The organism is Paenibacillus dendritiformis, from assembly GCF_015845845.1.
Taxonomy (GTDB): domain Bacteria; phylum Bacillota; class Bacilli; order Paenibacillales; family Paenibacillaceae; genus Paenibacillus_B; species Paenibacillus_B dendritiformis_C.
On record NZ_LDIG01000048.1, the window covers coordinates 24,629 to 40,425 of the forward strand.

Consider the following 15,797-nt stretch of genomic DNA (forward strand, 5'->3'; position numbering starts at 1 on the left):
TTTTATCGCCCAATTTTGCATCGGACATACTCCATGAAAATTTTCCGACCGCACCGCCATGGCAAAGGGGCCGGGTGTGTCGGTAACCTCTCACTTCATCGCAACGTCGACGAACAACATTCACTATTATAAAGAAATGTCCGGGCTTTTGCAAGCTTTTTTCATAACTGTTTTCGTATCCGTGCTTGCAATGCGAAATCGGCATAAGCTTCGGGTCTCAACGGGTTCCGCATATGCCGATTTTCCCGTTCAATCTATTCATTTTCCCCTATATAATAGATAAACTTGTTCACGGAAATTCAATTACAAATGAAGCGCGGTCTCATTCAGCCTCTCTGCCGAAGCGTCCACCTCATCCGTCGCTTGTCCGATGCTCTCCGTCATCGCCAGCAGCGATTGCATTTCCCCCATGAACCGTTCCATCTCCTCAACGCTCTGAACGGCCTGCCGCACAATGTCCCCGAACGCCTCCTTCGTCCCATCCGCCTGCTCATGCACGGCCGCGACATTGTCCTTCACCAGCCCGATCCGGTGGACGACCGCGTTCGTCGCCAGCGTAGAATTGCCTATAAGCTCTTCAATATCGGATACGGTCTCCTTCGTATGAGCGGCCAGCTTGCTAACTTCCTTCGCGACGATGGCAAATCCGGCTCCCTGCGCTCCCGCCCTTGCGGCCTCGATGGAGGCATTGAGCGCCAACAGCGCCGTCTGGTCGTCGATCTCCTTCACGGCGCCTACAATTGTACCGATTCGGAGCGATGTATTCTTCAATTCTGTGATCTGAGCATGCATCTCCTGCGCATTGTGATCGATATGCCGGATCCCATCCGAAAATTCAACGATTCGTTCCATCCCCCTGTACGCCTTCTCCTGCGTCCGGGCTGCGGATTGCGTAGTCAGGGCGATTTTGTCCTTCATCTCCAGTCCTTTGCCCATGAACTGCTGTATCGTCTCATTCGTGCCGGCCGTCAAGCGGGCCAGCTCCCCGCTCAACTGCGCGACGCTCCCCTTCAGCTTCTCCTTCACCTCCTGATAGCTCCGCTCCCGTTCCATCTGGCTGCGCTCTTCATACGCATGAACGACAAGCTGCAGTTCCAGACTCAAGATCCGGTTCAGGGCAAGGATAGCTTCGATTCTCTTCGACTCCTCGCCGATATGGGCATGTAGCAAGGAAGTCAATTCATTCTGAAGATTTTGAAACGCGGCGATATACCATTTCGTGTCCAATCCGATCTGACGATGCATCTCGGCGATTTTCAATCTCTTCATAATGTAGGCCTGATCGATCCGTCCGTTGAACATCTCGCTAACATGCCCTTCCAGCGTCAACTGCAATCGTTCGATCGTGCCTATGGGCCATAATCATATCCCGAAGCTCGTGAATAGCGGTGATCTGGGAGTAAAAAATGCGGGTAACATCCTTCATATAAGGAAGAATATGAGGTTGAATGCGGCGGAGCAGGGTCAAGTCGGCATCGGTCAGACCGATCAGCCCGATTTGACGGTGCAGCGGATGGCCGGAAGGCAGTCGAATCTCTCCTGACACCAGTTGTTCATCATCATGCAAGTTCCACCTGTCGCGCTCCGGCGCGCCAGGCTGCCCGGCCTCCGCCGAACGTCTTCTATGTAAATGAGTTCCGAATCTTCTCCACATCTTGGTGCTTCTCATCCTTTCCCTGTCTCTTCGATGCGCGTATCGCTCTGCGGAGTGCTCGATTTTTTCCTATATTATTGTACATTGCCGATCTATACATATTATATAATCGATGTCATTCACAGCTTGGCTCAGATCGTCAATTCCGTGAACGGCCCGGGAAAGGTTCGGCCGCCCGCATGAAAAAGCCCTTCACTCCGAAGAGTGAAGGGCCGGGACCGCCGGCTCGCGCCGGCAGTTCATTATTTAATGATGGATGCAACCGCACCTGCACCTACTGTACGGCCACCTTCGCGGATAGCGAAGCGAGTACCTTCTTCGATCGCGATAGGAGCGATCAGTTTTACAGTAACGGTGATGTTGTCGCCAGGCATAACCATTTCAGTGCCTTCTGGCAGTTCAATGATACCTGTTACGTCCGTTGTACGGAAGTAGAATTGTGGACGGTAGCCCGTGAAGAAAGGCTTATGACGGCCGCCTTCTTCTTTCGTCAGTACGTACACTTGAGCAGTGAACTCAGTGTGCGGCTTAACGGAGCCTGGCTTAGCCAATACTTGACCGCGCTCGATTTCTTTACGGTCAATACCGCGGAGCAATGCGCCGATGTTGTCGCCCGCTTGAGCGGAATCCAGAAGCTTACGGAACATTTCAACGCCCGTAACAACGGATTTTTTCGTTTCTTCTTGGATACCGACGATTTCGATCTCGTCGCCGACTTTAACCGTACCGCGCTCAACACGGCCAGTAGCAACCGTACCGCGGCCTGTGATGGAGAATACGTCCTCGACAGGCATCAGGAATGGCTTGTCAGTGTCGCGCTCTGGAGTCGGGATGTAAGAGTCGATTTGCTCGAACAGCTCGACGATTTTGTCAGCCCAAGGGCCGTCTGGGTTTTGCAGCGCTTCACGTGCAGAACCGCGAATGATTGGTGTGTCGTCGCCTGGGAATTCGTATTCGCTCAGAAGGTCGCGAATTTCCATTTCTACCAGTTCGAGCAACTCTTCGTCTTCAACCATGTCGCACTTGTTCATGAATACGACGATGTAAGGTACGCCTACTTGGCGGGAGAGCAGGATGTGCTCACGAGTTTGCGGCATTGGGCCGTCAGCTGCGGATACGACGAGAATCGCGCCGTCCATTTGCGCAGCACCCGTGATCATGTTCTTAACGTAGTCGGCGTGACCTGGGCAGTCTACGTGTGCGTAGTGACGAGTAGCGGACTCATACTCAACGTGGGACGTCGAGATCGTGATACCGCGCTCGCGCTCTTCTGGAGCCTTGTCGATTTGGTCGTAGGCGATTGCGCTGCCACCGCCATACTTTTTCGTCAATACTGTCGTGATTGCAGCTGTCAAAGTCGTTTTACCATGGTCAACGTGACCGATCGTACCGATGTTAACGTGCGGTTTCGTACGTTCAAACTTAGCCTTTGCCATTTGAACCAGTTCCTCCTTAATAAGTGGAATAAGTATGTTGCGGCGGGCACATGACGTATCATGTGCGCCTGCCGTTGCAAACATCAAGTCGGCTAATTAGCCTTTGCTCTTCGAAATGATCTCTTCCGCGATATTGCGAGGAACTTCTTCATAGTGAGAGAGCTCCATCGAGAACACACCGCGTCCTTGCGTACCGGAACGAAGCGTCGTGGAATATCCGAACATCTCTGCGAGAGGCACCTTGGCACGGATAATCTGTGCGCCTGCACGAGAATCCATACCTTCGATGCGGCCGCGGCGAGAGTTCAGCATGCCCATTACGTCGCCCATGTACTCTTCAGGCACGGTAACTTCGACCTTCATGATTGGCTCGAGAAGAACAGGATTACACTTGTCCTTCGCCGCTTTAAGCGCCATGGAACCGGCAATCTTAAACGCCATTTCACTGGAGTCGACGTCGTGGTAAGAACCGTCGACGATCGTTGCTTTGATGTCTACGAGCGGATAACCGGCCAAGACACCGTTCTGCATCGCTTCTTCGATTCCCGCTTGTACCGGTGCGATATATTCGCGCGGTACAACCCCGCCGACGATCTTGTTCTCGAATGCAAATCCTGCGCCCGGCTCTTGTGGTTCGAACTCGATCCATACGTGACCGTATTGACCGCGACCACCAGACTGACGCACGAACTTACCTTCAACCCGTGCCGGTGTACGGAAGGTCTCGCGATAAGCAACTTGCGGGTTACCGATATTCGTTTCGACCTTGAACTCGCGGCGCATACGGTCGATGATGACGTCAAGGTGAAGCTCACCCATACCGCCCAGGATCGTTTGACCTGTTTCTTCGTCCGTATGAGCGCGGAGCGTAGGATCCTCTTCCGTCAGCTTCGCGATAGCTACGCCAAGTTTGTCTTGGTCCGCTTTGGTCTTCGGCTCGACGGCAATATGGATAACCGGCTCAGGGAAGTTCATCGATTCCAGAATAATCGGATTCTTCTCGTCGCACAGCGTGTCGCCTGTGCCCGTATCTTTCAAGCCAACGGCAGCAGCGATGTCGCCGGAGTAGACGATATCGATCTCTTCGCGGCTGTTCGCGTGCATTTGCAGGATACGGCCGATGCGCTCGCGCTTGCCCTTCGTTGCATTCAAGACGTAAGAACCGGAGTTCAGCACGCCGGAGTATACGCGGAAGAATGTCAGCTTACCGACGTAAGGGTCTGTCATAATCTTGAACGCCAGTGCCGCGAACGGCTCTTCGTCCGAGGAATGACGAACCGCTTCCGTTCCGTCTTCGAGGTGGCCTTTGATATCAGGCACATCCAGCGGAGACGGCAGGTAGTCGACGACAGCGTCGATCATCATTTGAACGCCTTTGTTGCGGTAGGAAGAACCGCAGACAACCGGGAAGATTTGAACGCTGCATACCCCTTTGCGGAGAGCGGCTTTCAGTTCAGGAACTGTGATCTCTTCGCCTTCGAGGTATTTCATCATCAAGTCTTCGTCGAGTTCCGCAATCTTCTCAACCATTTCCTGACGGAGTTCCTCGGCTTGGTCTTTCAACTCTGCCGGAATTTCCGTCTCTTCAATTTCTTTTCCGAGATCGTCTTTGAAGATGTACGCTTTTTCCGTCATCAAATCGACGATACCTACGAAATCATTCTCTGCGCCGATAGGCAATTGAATCGCTACGGCATTCGCTTGCAGACGATCTTTCATGGACTGGATGACGTTGAGGAAATCAGCGCCGATGATGTCCATTTTGTTGACGTAAGCAATACGAGGTACGCCATAACGGTCAGCTTGACGCCATACCGTCTCGGATTGTGGCTCAACGCCTTCTTTTGCAGAGAAAACGCCTACGGCTCCGTCCAATACGCGAAGGGAACGCTCAACCTCTACCGTAAAGTCAACGTGGCCCGGAGTGTCGATAATGTTAACGCGGTGACCTTTCCATTGTGCGGTCGTTGCCGCCGATGTAATCGTAATACCGCGCTCTTGTTCTTGCTCCATCCAGTCCATTGTTGCGGAACCTTCGTGAGTTTCACCAATCTTATGGGTACGACCGGTGTAGAACAAAATACGCTCCGTTGTCGTTGTTTTACCGGCATCGATGTGAGCCATAATCCCGATATTACGCGTATTTGCCAAGGAGAACTGTCTTGCCATGGAGTGATCTCCCTTCAAATTGGGTTAGGTAACTCAATAATCGAGACCTGCTCAGCTGAATCCTACCAGCGGTAGTGAGCATACGCTTTGTTTGCTTCAGCCATTTTATGCGTATCTTCGCGCTTCTTAACAGCAGCGCCTGTGTTGTTGGAAGCATCGATAATCTCTGCTGCCAGACGTTCTTGCATGGTCTTCTCTCCGCGGTTGCGAGAGTAGTTGACCAACCAGCGCAATCCCAACGAAGTGCGGCGATCCGGCTTCACTTCGATAGGCACTTGATAGTTCGAACCGCCGACACGGCGAGCCTTAACTTCAAGGACCGGCATGATGTTTTTCAATGCTGCTTCAAACACTTCCATAGGATCTTTCCCCGTACGTTCACGAACGAGCTCGAAAGCATCATATAGAATAGTTTGAGCAACACCACGTTTACCGTCGATCATGATGCGGTTAATCAGGCGAGTAACCAACTTGCTGTTATACACCGGATCCGGCAGCACGTCGCGCTTAGGAACTGGACCTTTGCGTGGCATGTGAATCCCCCTTTCCAAATAACTTCACAAGCAGAAGCGAGTCCGTCTTCCTCTCCCGAGGAAATCGTCTCTTTCTGTAACGGAATAAGATAATTTCACCCTATTCCCTCTGATTGCGATTAGGATTTTTTCTCCTTCGGACGCTTCGTACCGTACTTGGAACGAGCTTGCATGCGGTTGTTCACCCCAGCAGTATCCAATGCACCGCGAACGATGTGGTAGCGAACCCCCGGAAGGTCTTTAACCCGGCCCCCGCGCACGAGTACAACGCTGTGCTCTTGCAGGTTGTGGCCGATACCTCCGATGTAAGCAGTAACCTCAACGCGGTTCGTCAAGCGAACACGGGCATACTTACGAAGTGCGGAGTTCGGTTTCTTCGGTGTCATCGTACCTACACGAGTGCAGACACCGCGTTTTTGAGGCGCGCTCAAATCCGTTTCTTCACGCTTCAGAGCGTTGTATCCTTTTTGCAAAGCTGGGGACTTGGATTTTGTTACTTTATCTTTGCGGCCTTTACGTACCAATTGGTTAATTGTTGGCATGTTGGCACCCCCTTCCTATAAGTTTCAACACCTTTTACAATTCATTCATTTAAGCCCACAGATCCAGGTGGTTCATAAATGAACAAATGAAATGTTTTTGCCATAGGACTTCCCCCGACAAAAACAATAGGTTTGCTTATGAATTCGTGTTGACGACAGCCACTGCAGCCGCGCCGACCTCGATGCCGCACGCCTTGCCAAGCTCGCGCATCGTCTGGACATACGTCAGCTTGATGCCCTGCTTCTCGCACAGCGTGATAATCTTCGAAGTCACCCGCGCATCGGCGTCTTCCGCCACATATACTTCGGCGGCTAAGCCTTGCTCTACTATCTTCAGTGTCTGCTTGGTCCCAATCTTAATCTTCTCATCCTGTAACCCTTTATCATAAGACATGAATCATGTTCCTCCAAAAGTACAGGTCATTGCCTTGGGCACACTACGATATAGTAGCACTTTCAATTTCATGTGTCAAGAAATTATTTTTAGTTGAATGAGAGCTTCAAAAAGCACCGTGACGCATGCCGCCAGGCCGTCCCTCTAGCGGGTGCTGCTGGCGGCATGCTGCACGATTCTATTATTCGGCGGCGCCGACACCGGCGATGTCAAGCGCTTCTTCCGACTCTTCTTCCATCAGCGGGTTGATCAGCTTCACGCTGCGGTAGCGGCTCATGCCCGTACCCGCCGGGATCAGCTTCCCGATAATGACATTCTCCTTCAGGCCGAGCAGTTGGTCGACCTTGCCCTTGATGGCGGCATCGGTCAGGACGCGTGTCGTCTCCTGGAACGATGCGGCCGACAGGAAGGAATCGGTCTCCAGCGACGCCTTCGTGATACCTAGCAGCACCGGCTTGGCGACAGCCGGCTCTTTGCCGGACAGGATCGCTTCCTTGTTCGCCGCTTCGTACTCATGAAGGTCGACGTACGAGCCAGGCAGAAGTGTCGTATCTCCCGCGTCGACGATGCGGATCTTCCGCAGCATCTGCTTAATCATAACCTCAACGTGCTTGTCGTTGATTTCTACCCCTTGGTTCCGGTATACGCGCTGAACTTCCTGAAGGATGTAGTTCTGCACGCCGCGGATACCTTTGATGCGCAGCATCTCTTTCGGGTCGATGGAGCCGTCTGTAATCTCGTCCCCGGCTTCGATAGCCATGCCTTCGGTGACACGAATGCGGGAGCCGTAGGTGACGGAGTATACTTTGGTCTCCGCTTCGCCTTGAACCTCTACCTCGCGGCGGTCCTTCGCTTCGCGGATCTCTTTGACGACGCCGTCGATCTCGGAAATGATCGCTTGCCCCTTCGGATTGCGCGCCTCGAACAGCTCCTGGATACGCGGCAAACCTTGGGTAATATCGTCTCCCGCGACGCCCCCGGTATGGAACGTACGCATCGTGAGCTGGGTTCCCGGCTCACCGATCGATTGCGCGGCGATAATCCCGACCGCTTCCCCGATCTCGACGTGCTTGCCTGTCGCCAGGTTGCGGCCGTAGCAGATTTTGCAGACGCCGTGACGGGCGCGGCAGCTCAGCACCGAGCGAATCATCAGCTTCTTCACGCCGGCCTTGACGATCGCCTCGGCCTTGTCGGTATCGATGAGCTCGTTCCGGTTCACCAGCACTTCGCCTGTCTCCGGATGACGCACCGTCTCGAACGAATAACGTCCTTCGATGCGGTCATACAAGCCCTCGATAACTTCCTTGCCGTCGGAGATGTCGCTGACGAGGAAGCCTTTGTCCGTGCCGCAATCGTCCTCGCGCACGATCACGTCCTGCGCGACGTCGACGAGACGGCGGGTCAAGTAACCCGAGTCCGCGGTACGAAGCGCGGTATCCGCGAGACCTTTCCGCGCGCCGTGCGTCGAGATGAAGTACTCCAAGACGGTAAGGCCTTCGCGGAAGTTCGATTTGATTGGCAATTCAATAATCCGGCCGGACGGGTTCGCCATGAGACCGCGCATCCCGCCGAGCTGGGTAATCTGCGATTTGTTACCCCGCGCCTTGGAATCCACCATGAGCATGATGGAGTTATAGCGATCCATCGATTTCATGAGAATATCCGTGATGCGGTCTTTCGTATCCGACCAGATCTCGATGACACGGTCATACCGCTCGTCGTTCGTAATCAGACCGCGACGGTATTGATTCGTAATCACTCTGACCTTCTCTTCGGACTCCTTGAGGATCTCCGCCTTCTCCTGCGGCACGATAACGTCCGCCACCGCGATCGTAATCCCTGCGCGGGTGGAGTAGGTGAATCCAATCTGCTTGATGCGGTCCAGGATGACCGAAGTAAGCGTCGTATGGAAAATATCGAAGCAGCGGGCAATAATCTGACCGAGATAGTCTTTGCCTACCGCGCCCGTTTGCGGAATGTTCTGGACAATCTCCGGAATATTCGCGCCTTTCTCGTGAATAAAGTACATATCCGGCGTTCCCTCGAACAAGTTGCGCTTGGTCGGCTCGTTGATATAAGGGAATTCCGGCGGAAATATTTCATTGAAAATGATACGTCCTACCGTCGTCACGAGCAGCGCTTGCTGCTGCTTCTCCGTGAACGAGGTCTTGTTCAGCGCCCGGGCCGGAATGACGACGCGCGCGTGCAAGGAGGCTGTTCCGCGCTGGTAGGCGGATACCGCTTCATTGACAGAGGCGAAGATCATGCCGGAGCCTTTGGCTTCCTTGTTGTCCATCGTCAGGTAGAACGATCCGAGAACCATATCCTGAGATGGCGTAACGACCGGCTTGCCGTCTTTCGGGTTCAAGATGTTGCCGGATGCCAGCATAAGCAGGCGCGCTTCCGCTTGCGCTTCCGCGGACAACGGCACGTGAACCGCCATCTGGTCGCCGTCGAAGTCGGCGTTGTACGCCGTACAGACGAGCGGATGGAGACGAATCGCGCGGCCTTCGACCAGAATCGGCTCGAACGCCTGGATACCGAGACGGTGAAGCGTAGGCGCGCGGTTCAACAGAACCGGATGCTCGCGAATCACTTCTTCAAGGACGTCCCATACTTCCGGGCTGACGCGCTCGACTTTGCGCTTCGCGCTCTTGATGTTATGCGCCAAGCCTTTGTTCACAAGCTCCTTCATGACGAATGGCTTGAACAGCTCCAGGGCCATTTCCTTCGGCAGACCGCATTGATACATCTTCAAATACGGGCCGACGACGATAACGGAACGTCCGGAATAGTCGACGCGCTTCCCGAGCAGGTTCTGACGGAAGCGGCCTTGCTTCCCTTTGAGCATATGGCTGAGCGACTTGAGCGGACGGTTCCCCGGTCCGGTAACCGGACGGCCGCGCCGCCCGTTGTCGATCAAGGCATCGACGGCTTCCTGCAGCATCCGCTTCTCGTTCTGCACGATGATGTCCGGCGCGCCGAGATCGAGCAGCCGCTTGAGGCGGTTGTTCCGGTTGATGACGCGACGGTACAGATCGTTCAAGTCGGAGGTCGCGAAGCGTCCGCCGTCCAATTGGACCATCGGACGAAGCTCCGGCGGGATGACCGGCAGCACGTCGAGGATCATCCATTCCGGCGCATTGCCCGAATTGCGGAACGCCTCGATGACTTCCAGACGCTTGATCGCGCGGTTGCGGCGTTGGCCTTGGGCCGTGCGCAGCTCTTCCTTCAGCATCGTCAGCTCTTTTTCCACGTCCAGATCCTGCAGCAGCTTCTTGACGGCTTCCGCGCCCATGCCGGCCTGGAATGCATGGCCGTACTTCTCGCGGTAGCTGCGATATTCCTTCTCCGACAACAATTGCTTCTTCTCCAGCGGCGTATCGCCCGGATCCGTCACAACATAGGAGGCGAAGTAAATAATCTCTTCCAGCGAGCGGGGCGACATGTCGAGGGCCAAGCCCATCCGGCTCGGAATGCCCTTGAAATACCAGATATGCGAGACCGGAGCAGCCAATTCGATATGGCCCATCCGTTCGCGGCGCACTTTCTGGCGCGTGACTTCAACGCCGCATCGATCACAGACGACGCCTTTGTAGCGCACCCGCTTATACTTGCCGCAGTGACATTCCCAGTCTTTCGTCGGTCCGAAGATCTTCTCGCAGAACAGCCCTTCTTTTTCCGGCTTGAGCGTGCGGTAGTTGATTGTCTCCGGCTTCTTGACTTCGCCACGAGACCAAGAGCGAATCTTGTCGGGAGAGGCGAGCCCAATCTTCATATATTCAAAATTGTTGACGTCCATCAAGGAGCGACCCTCCTTAATTTGTACTAGAGTTCGCCGCTGTTGCACTTCACACAGGAGCGGCAGGCTGTGTTCCAATCTATAGGGGCTGACGGTGGCCGGCAGCGGCTGTATTCAGCACGGCTTCCGGCCACCGTCGATACCAACGTGTCCTGATGCAGTTCCGGCGGCTTATTCCGCCACGTATTCGTCATCCATGCCAAGGTTCAGCTTGTCTTGCGGAATATCATCGTCATCGTCGAATTCGCGCATTTCGATTTCTTCCTCGTTCTCCGTCAAAATCTTGACATCCATACCCAAGCTTTGCAGCTCTTTGATCAAGACCTTGAAGGACTCTGGAACACCCGGCTCCGGAACATTCTCGCCCTTGACGATCGATTCATACGTCTTCACCCGGCCGACGACGTCGTCCGATTTGACCGTAAGGATCTCTTGCAGCGTGTAGGCGGCGCCGTAAGCTTCCAGCGCCCATACCTCCATCTCCCCGAAGCGCTGTCCGCCGAACTGGGCTTTACCACCGAGCGGCTGCTGCGTAACGAGCGAGTATGGACCTGTGGAACGGGCGTGGATCTTGTCGTCAACCATGTGCGCGAGCTTAATCATGTACATGACGCCGACCGTAACTTCACGCTCGAACGGCTCGCCCGTGCGGCCATCGTACAGGATCGTCTTGCCGTTGCGCTGCATGCCGGCTTCTTCCATCGTATCGAATACGTCGTACTCGGTCGCTCCGTCGAAGACCGGCGTAGCCATATGCATGCCGAGGTAACGGGCAGCCATGCCCAGGTGAACCTCGAGCACTTGGCCGATGTTCATCCGGGAAGGAACGCCGAGCGGGTTCAATACGACTTGAACCGGCGTGCCATCCGGCAGGAACGGCATATCCTCTTCCGGCAGAATGCGGGCGATGACCCCTTTGTTACCGTGGCGTCCCGCCATTTTATCCCCTTCGGATATTTTCCGCTTTTGGGCAATATAAGCACGTACGAGTTGGTTGACGCCTGGAGGCAGCTCATCGCCGTTCTCCCGCGTGAACACCTTCACGTCAACGACAATCCCATCGGTTCCGTGCGGAACGCGCAGGGACGTGTCGCGCACCTCGCGCGCTTTTTCGCCGAAGATCGCGTGCAGGAGACGCTCTTCCGCCGTCAGCTCGGTAACCCCTTTTGGCGTTACTTTACCGACGAGAATGTCGCCAGCCTTGATCTCGGCGCCGACACGGATAATGCCGCGCTCGTCGAGATTCTTCAGCGCTTCTTCCCCGACGTTCGGGATATCGCGCGTAATCTCTTCCGGCCCCAGCTTCGTGTCGCGGGCTTCGGACTCGTACTCCTCGATATGAATCGAGGTGTAGACGTCTTCTTTGACCAATTTCTCGGACAGCAGAATCGCGTCCTCGTAGTTGTAGCCTTCCCAAGTCATGAAGGCAACGACGACGTTGCGTCCCAGCGCCAGTTCGCCCATCTCCGTGGACGGACCGTCCGCCAAAATATCGCCCTTCTTGACGATATCGCCTTTCTTCGCCAGCGGGCGCTGGTTAATGCAGGTTCCTTGGTTGGAACGCATGAACTTTTGCAATTTATATTTGACGAGGTCGCCCTTGACCTCTTTGCCGTCAATCATTTCAATGCGGCGGACTTGAATCTCGTTCGCCGTAACGCGCTCGACGATTCCGTCCACTTTGGACACGATGCAGACACCGGAGTCCTTCGCGGACTTGTGCTCCATTCCGGTTCCGACGAACGGCGCTTCCGGCACCAGCAGAGGCACCGCTTGCCGCTGCATGTTGGAACCCATCAGCGCACGGTTGGAGTCGTCGTTCTCCAGGAACGGAATGAGCGCGGTCGCAACCGACACGACCTGCTTCGGCGAGACGTCCATATAGTCGACGCGCTCGCTCGGCATCGTCAAAATATTGTCGGACTGCTTGTTGTAGCGGACGATAACCATATCGTCCTGGAACGAGCCGTCTTCATTCAACAGCGCGTTCGCCTGGGCGATGACATAGTTGTCTTCCTCATCCGCCGTCATGTAATCAATTTGTTCCGTAACCTTGCCGGTCTTCGGATCGACCCAACGATACGGAGCTTCGATGAAGCCGTACTCGTTGACGCGAGCGAAGGTGGACAAGGAGTTGATTAGACCGATGTTCGGACCTTCCGGCGTCTCGATCGGACACATACGCCCATAGTGGGAGTGGTGAACGTCGCGGACTTCGAAGCCGGCGCGTTCCCGCGTCAGACCGCCCGGTCCGAGCGCGGACAGACGGCGCTTGTGCGTCAATTCCGCCAGCGGGTTCGTCTGGTCCATGAACTGGGACAACTGCGAGCTGCCGAAGAACTCCTTGATCGAGGCGATGACCGGACGGATGTTAATCAGCGCTTGCGGCGTAATGACGCTCGCATCCTGAATGGACATCCGTTCGCGGACGACGCGTTCCATCCGGGACAGACCGATGCGGAACTGGTTCTGCAGCAATTCGCCGACCGAACGGAGACGGCGGTTGCCCAGATGGTCGATATCATCCGTGCTGCCGATGCCGTGCAGCAGGTTGATGAAATAGTTGATCGAGGCGATGATATCGGCCGGCGTAATGTTCTTCACCGATTTGTCGATGTTGCCGTTGGAAATGACCTTGATGACCTTGCCTTCCTCCAGCGGCGAGAACACGCTGATAACCTGCATCGGAATATCATCCGATTCCAGCACTCCGCCTGCGACGTGATACGTCTTGAAGCCGACACCGCTCTCCAGGCGCGGCATGATTTCATCCAGCAGGCGGCGGTCGATCATTTGCCCTGCTTCGGCCACGATCTCGCCCGTCTCCGCATCGAACAGCGTCTCGGCGAGGCGCTGGTTGAAGAGACGGTTCTTGATATGAAGCTTTTTATTAATCTTGTACCGGCCCACGTTGGCCAGATCATAACGTTTAGGATCGAAGAAGCGTGCGATGAGCAAGCTTTTCGCATTATCCAATGTCGGCGGTTCACCCGGACGCAGGCGCTCATAGATTTCGATCAGCGCTTTTTCCGTAGAATCGGTATTGTCTTTGTCCAGGGTGTTCCGGATGTATTCATCCTGTCCGAGCAGCTCCAAAATCTGCTCGTCCGTACCGAAGCCCAAGGCGCGAAGAAGGACGGTGACCGGAATCTTGCGCGTGCGGTCAATGCGGACATAGATGATGTCCTTGGCGTCCGTCTCCAGCTCAAGCCAGGCCCCGCGGTTCGGGATGACGGTTGCCGTATATGTCTTCTTCCCGTTCTTGTCGACTTTCGTACTGAAATAGACACTTGGGGAGCGAACCAACTGGCTGACAATAACACGTTCCGCACCGTTGATGATGAACGTGCCTGTCTCCGTCATGAGCGGGAAATCACCCATAAACACTTCTTGCTCTTTGACTTCTCCGGTCTCTTTATTGAGGAGACGCACTTTGACCCGGAGCGGTGCTGCATACGTTACATCGCGTTCTTTCGATTCATCGACCGAATACTTAGGCTCGCCCAAGCTGTAATCGATAAACTCCAGAACCAAGTTACCCGTGAAATCCTGAATCGGCGAAATGTCTTGGAACATCTCACGCAATCCTTCGTCCAAAAACCATTCGTACGATTTCTGTTGGATTTCAATCAAGTTCGGGACTTCGAGTACCTCTTTGATGCGCGCGTAGCTGCGCCGAGTGCGTCGACCATACTGAACAAGATGTCCTGCCAACTTTAACTCACCCCTCATGTCTACTCACAAAAATTGGATTGCGAATCCTTTTCGATATCCTTTATAATAAAGTCCACGAAAGAGACTCTGAAAACGAGAAAATGGGTTGAACAAACAAAAAGAAAAACGTACGTTCACGATAAAACGCCTTTTCCGATGGACGCCGTTTCTCCGTGCCGTCGTTTCCTGTTGTAGAACATCCTTCATATCCGATAGACTTGCCCAAAATGTAAACATTATACTTCATTTCACGAAAATGTATTCGTCTTTTCAAAAAAAAGCTTGACATTTTGGTCATGTAAAGACATGAAGGCCATCCTAATACTGACATTTTATAATAATACCATATCGGGCATGTCGAGTCAACTTCGAATTTAAACTATTCTTTGACAGCCCGATAGATGCGGTACCCCTTCTCTTTGGCTACCAGCTCCACTTGCTCCTCGCCGAACAGCTCCCGAAGCTTGGCTTCCGCAGAAGGCGCCCCCTGCTTCTTCTGAATAACGATCCATAGCGCTCCTCTAGCATTCAAATGAGCGTGTGATTGTTCAAAAATCCGGTGCACGACTTCTTTGCCGGCTCGTATCGGCGGGTTCGTCAAAATGACGTCGAAGGTTGACGAGCCGATGCCGTCCAATCCGTCGCTTTGCAGCACCGCCACATTGGATATGCCGTTGCGCTTCGCATTTTCACGGGCCAGCTCCAGCGCCCGTTCATTCACGTCCACCATCGTCACATGACCTTGCGGGGCAAGCTTGGCCGCCGCCATTCCGATAGGACCGTAGCCGCATCCGACATCAAGCACCTGCGCTCCGTCCGGAATGTCCATATTTTCAATCAGCACGCGGCTTCCGAAGTCAACTCCGCCCTTCGAGAAGACGCCGGCATCCGACACGAACTGCAGCGTATGCCCGCGCAGCTCCGCCTTCCAATATTGCCGATCATGCGGCGTATCCGGCCGGTGACTATAGTAATGTCCCGTCAACTTCCGCCCTCCTTCCTCTGCGTTCAAAGTGCTGCTGTTCATTGGCTAAGATGCGCTAGCCTCTGTGATGCTCTATCCCGGTCCTCTGTCCTCCGCCCCAAAGTTGCGGCAAGAACAGGCGCGTCGTGACGTCGTATCCTAGACAACGAACCCCTTGAATGTTCTTCAAGGGGTTCCGCACTTCAGCAAGCAAATACTATTTCAGTTCTACAGTTGCGCCAGCTTCTTCGAGCTTCGCTTTTACTGCTTCTGCTTCTTCTTTGCTTACTTTTTCTTTCAATGGCTTTGGTGCGTTGTCTACGAGATCTTTCGCTTCTTTCAGGCCGAGACCTGTGATTTCGCGAACGACTTTGATGACATTGATTTTGCCAGCGCCTGGGTTCGTCAGGATTACGTCGAACTCGGATTGCTCAGCTGCACCAGCATCGCCAGCGCCGCCAGCCATAACTGCTACAGGAGCTGCAGCGGTTACGCCGAATTCTTCTTCGATTGCTTTAACCAGGTCGTTCAGTTCCAATACGGACATGCCTTTGATGGCTTCCAAGATTTGCTCTTTGCTCATGGTTAA

The 15,797-nt window shown here is 54.1% G+C and carries 11 protein-coding genes; all 11 read right to left on the minus strand.

Going from position 1 to position 15,797, the window contains the following annotated elements; genetic code table 11:
• Positions 1-303: 303 nt before the first annotated feature.
• Entirely contained in the window at positions 304-1,335 is a 1,032-nt protein-coding gene (locus ABD76_RS01460; protein WP_197253667.1) for a globin-coupled sensor protein, read from the minus strand.
• Positions 1,307-1,669 (minus strand): protoglobin domain-containing protein, encoded by a 363-nt coding sequence (locus ABD76_RS01465; RefSeq protein WP_197253669.1) that lies wholly within the window; start codon positions 1,667-1,669, stop codon positions 1,307-1,309. The genes ABD76_RS01460 and ABD76_RS01465 overlap by 29 nt, the downstream gene beginning before the upstream one ends.
• A gap of 227 nt (positions 1,670-1,896) precedes the next feature.
• Complete coding sequence (gene tuf / locus ABD76_RS01470; RefSeq protein ID WP_197253671.1) at positions 1,897-3,090, minus strand: elongation factor Tu; 1,194 nt, start codon at positions 3,088-3,090, stop codon at positions 1,897-1,899.
• A gap of 96 nt (positions 3,091-3,186) precedes the next feature.
• The gene (fusA, locus tag ABD76_RS01475; RefSeq protein WP_197253673.1) at positions 3,187-5,259 is read right to left on the minus strand and encodes an elongation factor G; all 2,073 of its coding nucleotides are present in this window, start codon (positions 5,257-5,259) and stop codon (positions 3,187-3,189) included.
• A 62-nt stretch (positions 5,260-5,321) separates the two neighbouring features.
• Positions 5,322-5,792: a 30S ribosomal protein S7 gene (rpsG, locus tag ABD76_RS01480; RefSeq protein WP_197253678.1), complete on the minus strand. Its 471-nt coding sequence runs from the start codon at positions 5,790-5,792 to the stop codon at positions 5,322-5,324.
• A gap of 119 nt (positions 5,793-5,911) precedes the next feature.
• Positions 5,912-6,334 carry a 30S ribosomal protein S12 gene (gene rpsL, locus ABD76_RS01485; RefSeq protein ID WP_197253679.1) on the minus strand — a complete coding sequence of 141 codons (423 nt, stop codon included), beginning with the start codon at positions 6,332-6,334 and terminating at the stop codon, positions 5,912-5,914.
• 136 nt (positions 6,335-6,470) lie between these two features.
• On the minus strand, positions 6,471-6,728 hold the full coding sequence (locus ABD76_RS01490; RefSeq protein WP_197253680.1) for a ribosomal L7Ae/L30e/S12e/Gadd45 family protein: 258 nt from the start codon (positions 6,726-6,728) through the stop codon (positions 6,471-6,473).
• A 181-nt stretch (positions 6,729-6,909) separates the two neighbouring features.
• Positions 6,910-10,533, minus strand: coding sequence for a DNA-directed RNA polymerase subunit beta' (rpoC, locus tag ABD76_RS01495; protein ID WP_197253682.1), 3,624 nt, complete (start codon positions 10,531-10,533; stop codon positions 6,910-6,912).
• A gap of 168 nt (positions 10,534-10,701) precedes the next feature.
• On the minus strand, positions 10,702-14,244 hold the full coding sequence (rpoB, locus tag ABD76_RS01500; protein ID WP_197253684.1) for a DNA-directed RNA polymerase subunit beta: 3,543 nt from the start codon (positions 14,242-14,244) through the stop codon (positions 10,702-10,704).
• Positions 14,245-14,623: 379 nt separating this feature from the next.
• Entirely contained in the window at positions 14,624-15,229 is a 606-nt protein-coding gene (locus ABD76_RS01505; protein ID WP_197253686.1) for a class I SAM-dependent methyltransferase, read from the minus strand.
• 196 nt (positions 15,230-15,425) lie between these two features.
• Positions 15,426-15,791, minus strand: coding sequence for a 50S ribosomal protein L7/L12 (rplL, locus tag ABD76_RS01510; RefSeq protein WP_168182402.1), 366 nt, complete (start codon positions 15,789-15,791; stop codon positions 15,426-15,428).
• Between the last annotated feature and the right edge of the window lie 6 nt (positions 15,792-15,797).

Coding starts and splice junctions, on each gene's coding strand:
- rplL (WP_168182402.1), bottom strand. CDS start 15,791: ATGAGCAAAGAGCAAATCTTGGAAGCCATCAAAGGCATGTCCGTATTG.
- tuf (WP_197253671.1), bottom strand. CDS start 3,090: ATGGCAAAGGCTAAGTTTGAACGTACGAAACCGCACGTTAACATCGGT.
- rpsL (WP_197253679.1), bottom strand. CDS start 6,334: ATGCCAACAATTAACCAATTGGTACGTAAAGGCCGCAAAGATAAAGTA.
- ABD76_RS01490 (WP_197253680.1), bottom strand. CDS start 6,728: ATGTCTTATGATAAAGGGTTACAGGATGAGAAGATTAAGATTGGGACC.
- ABD76_RS01465 (WP_197253669.1), bottom strand. CDS start 1,669: ATGAGAAGCACCAAGATGTGGAGAAGATTCGGAACTCATTTACATAGA.
- fusA (WP_197253673.1), bottom strand. CDS start 5,259: ATGGCAAGACAGTTCTCCTTGGCAAATACGCGTAATATCGGGATTATG.
- rpsG (WP_197253678.1), bottom strand. CDS start 5,792: ATGCCACGCAAAGGTCCAGTTCCTAAGCGCGACGTGCTGCCGGATCCG.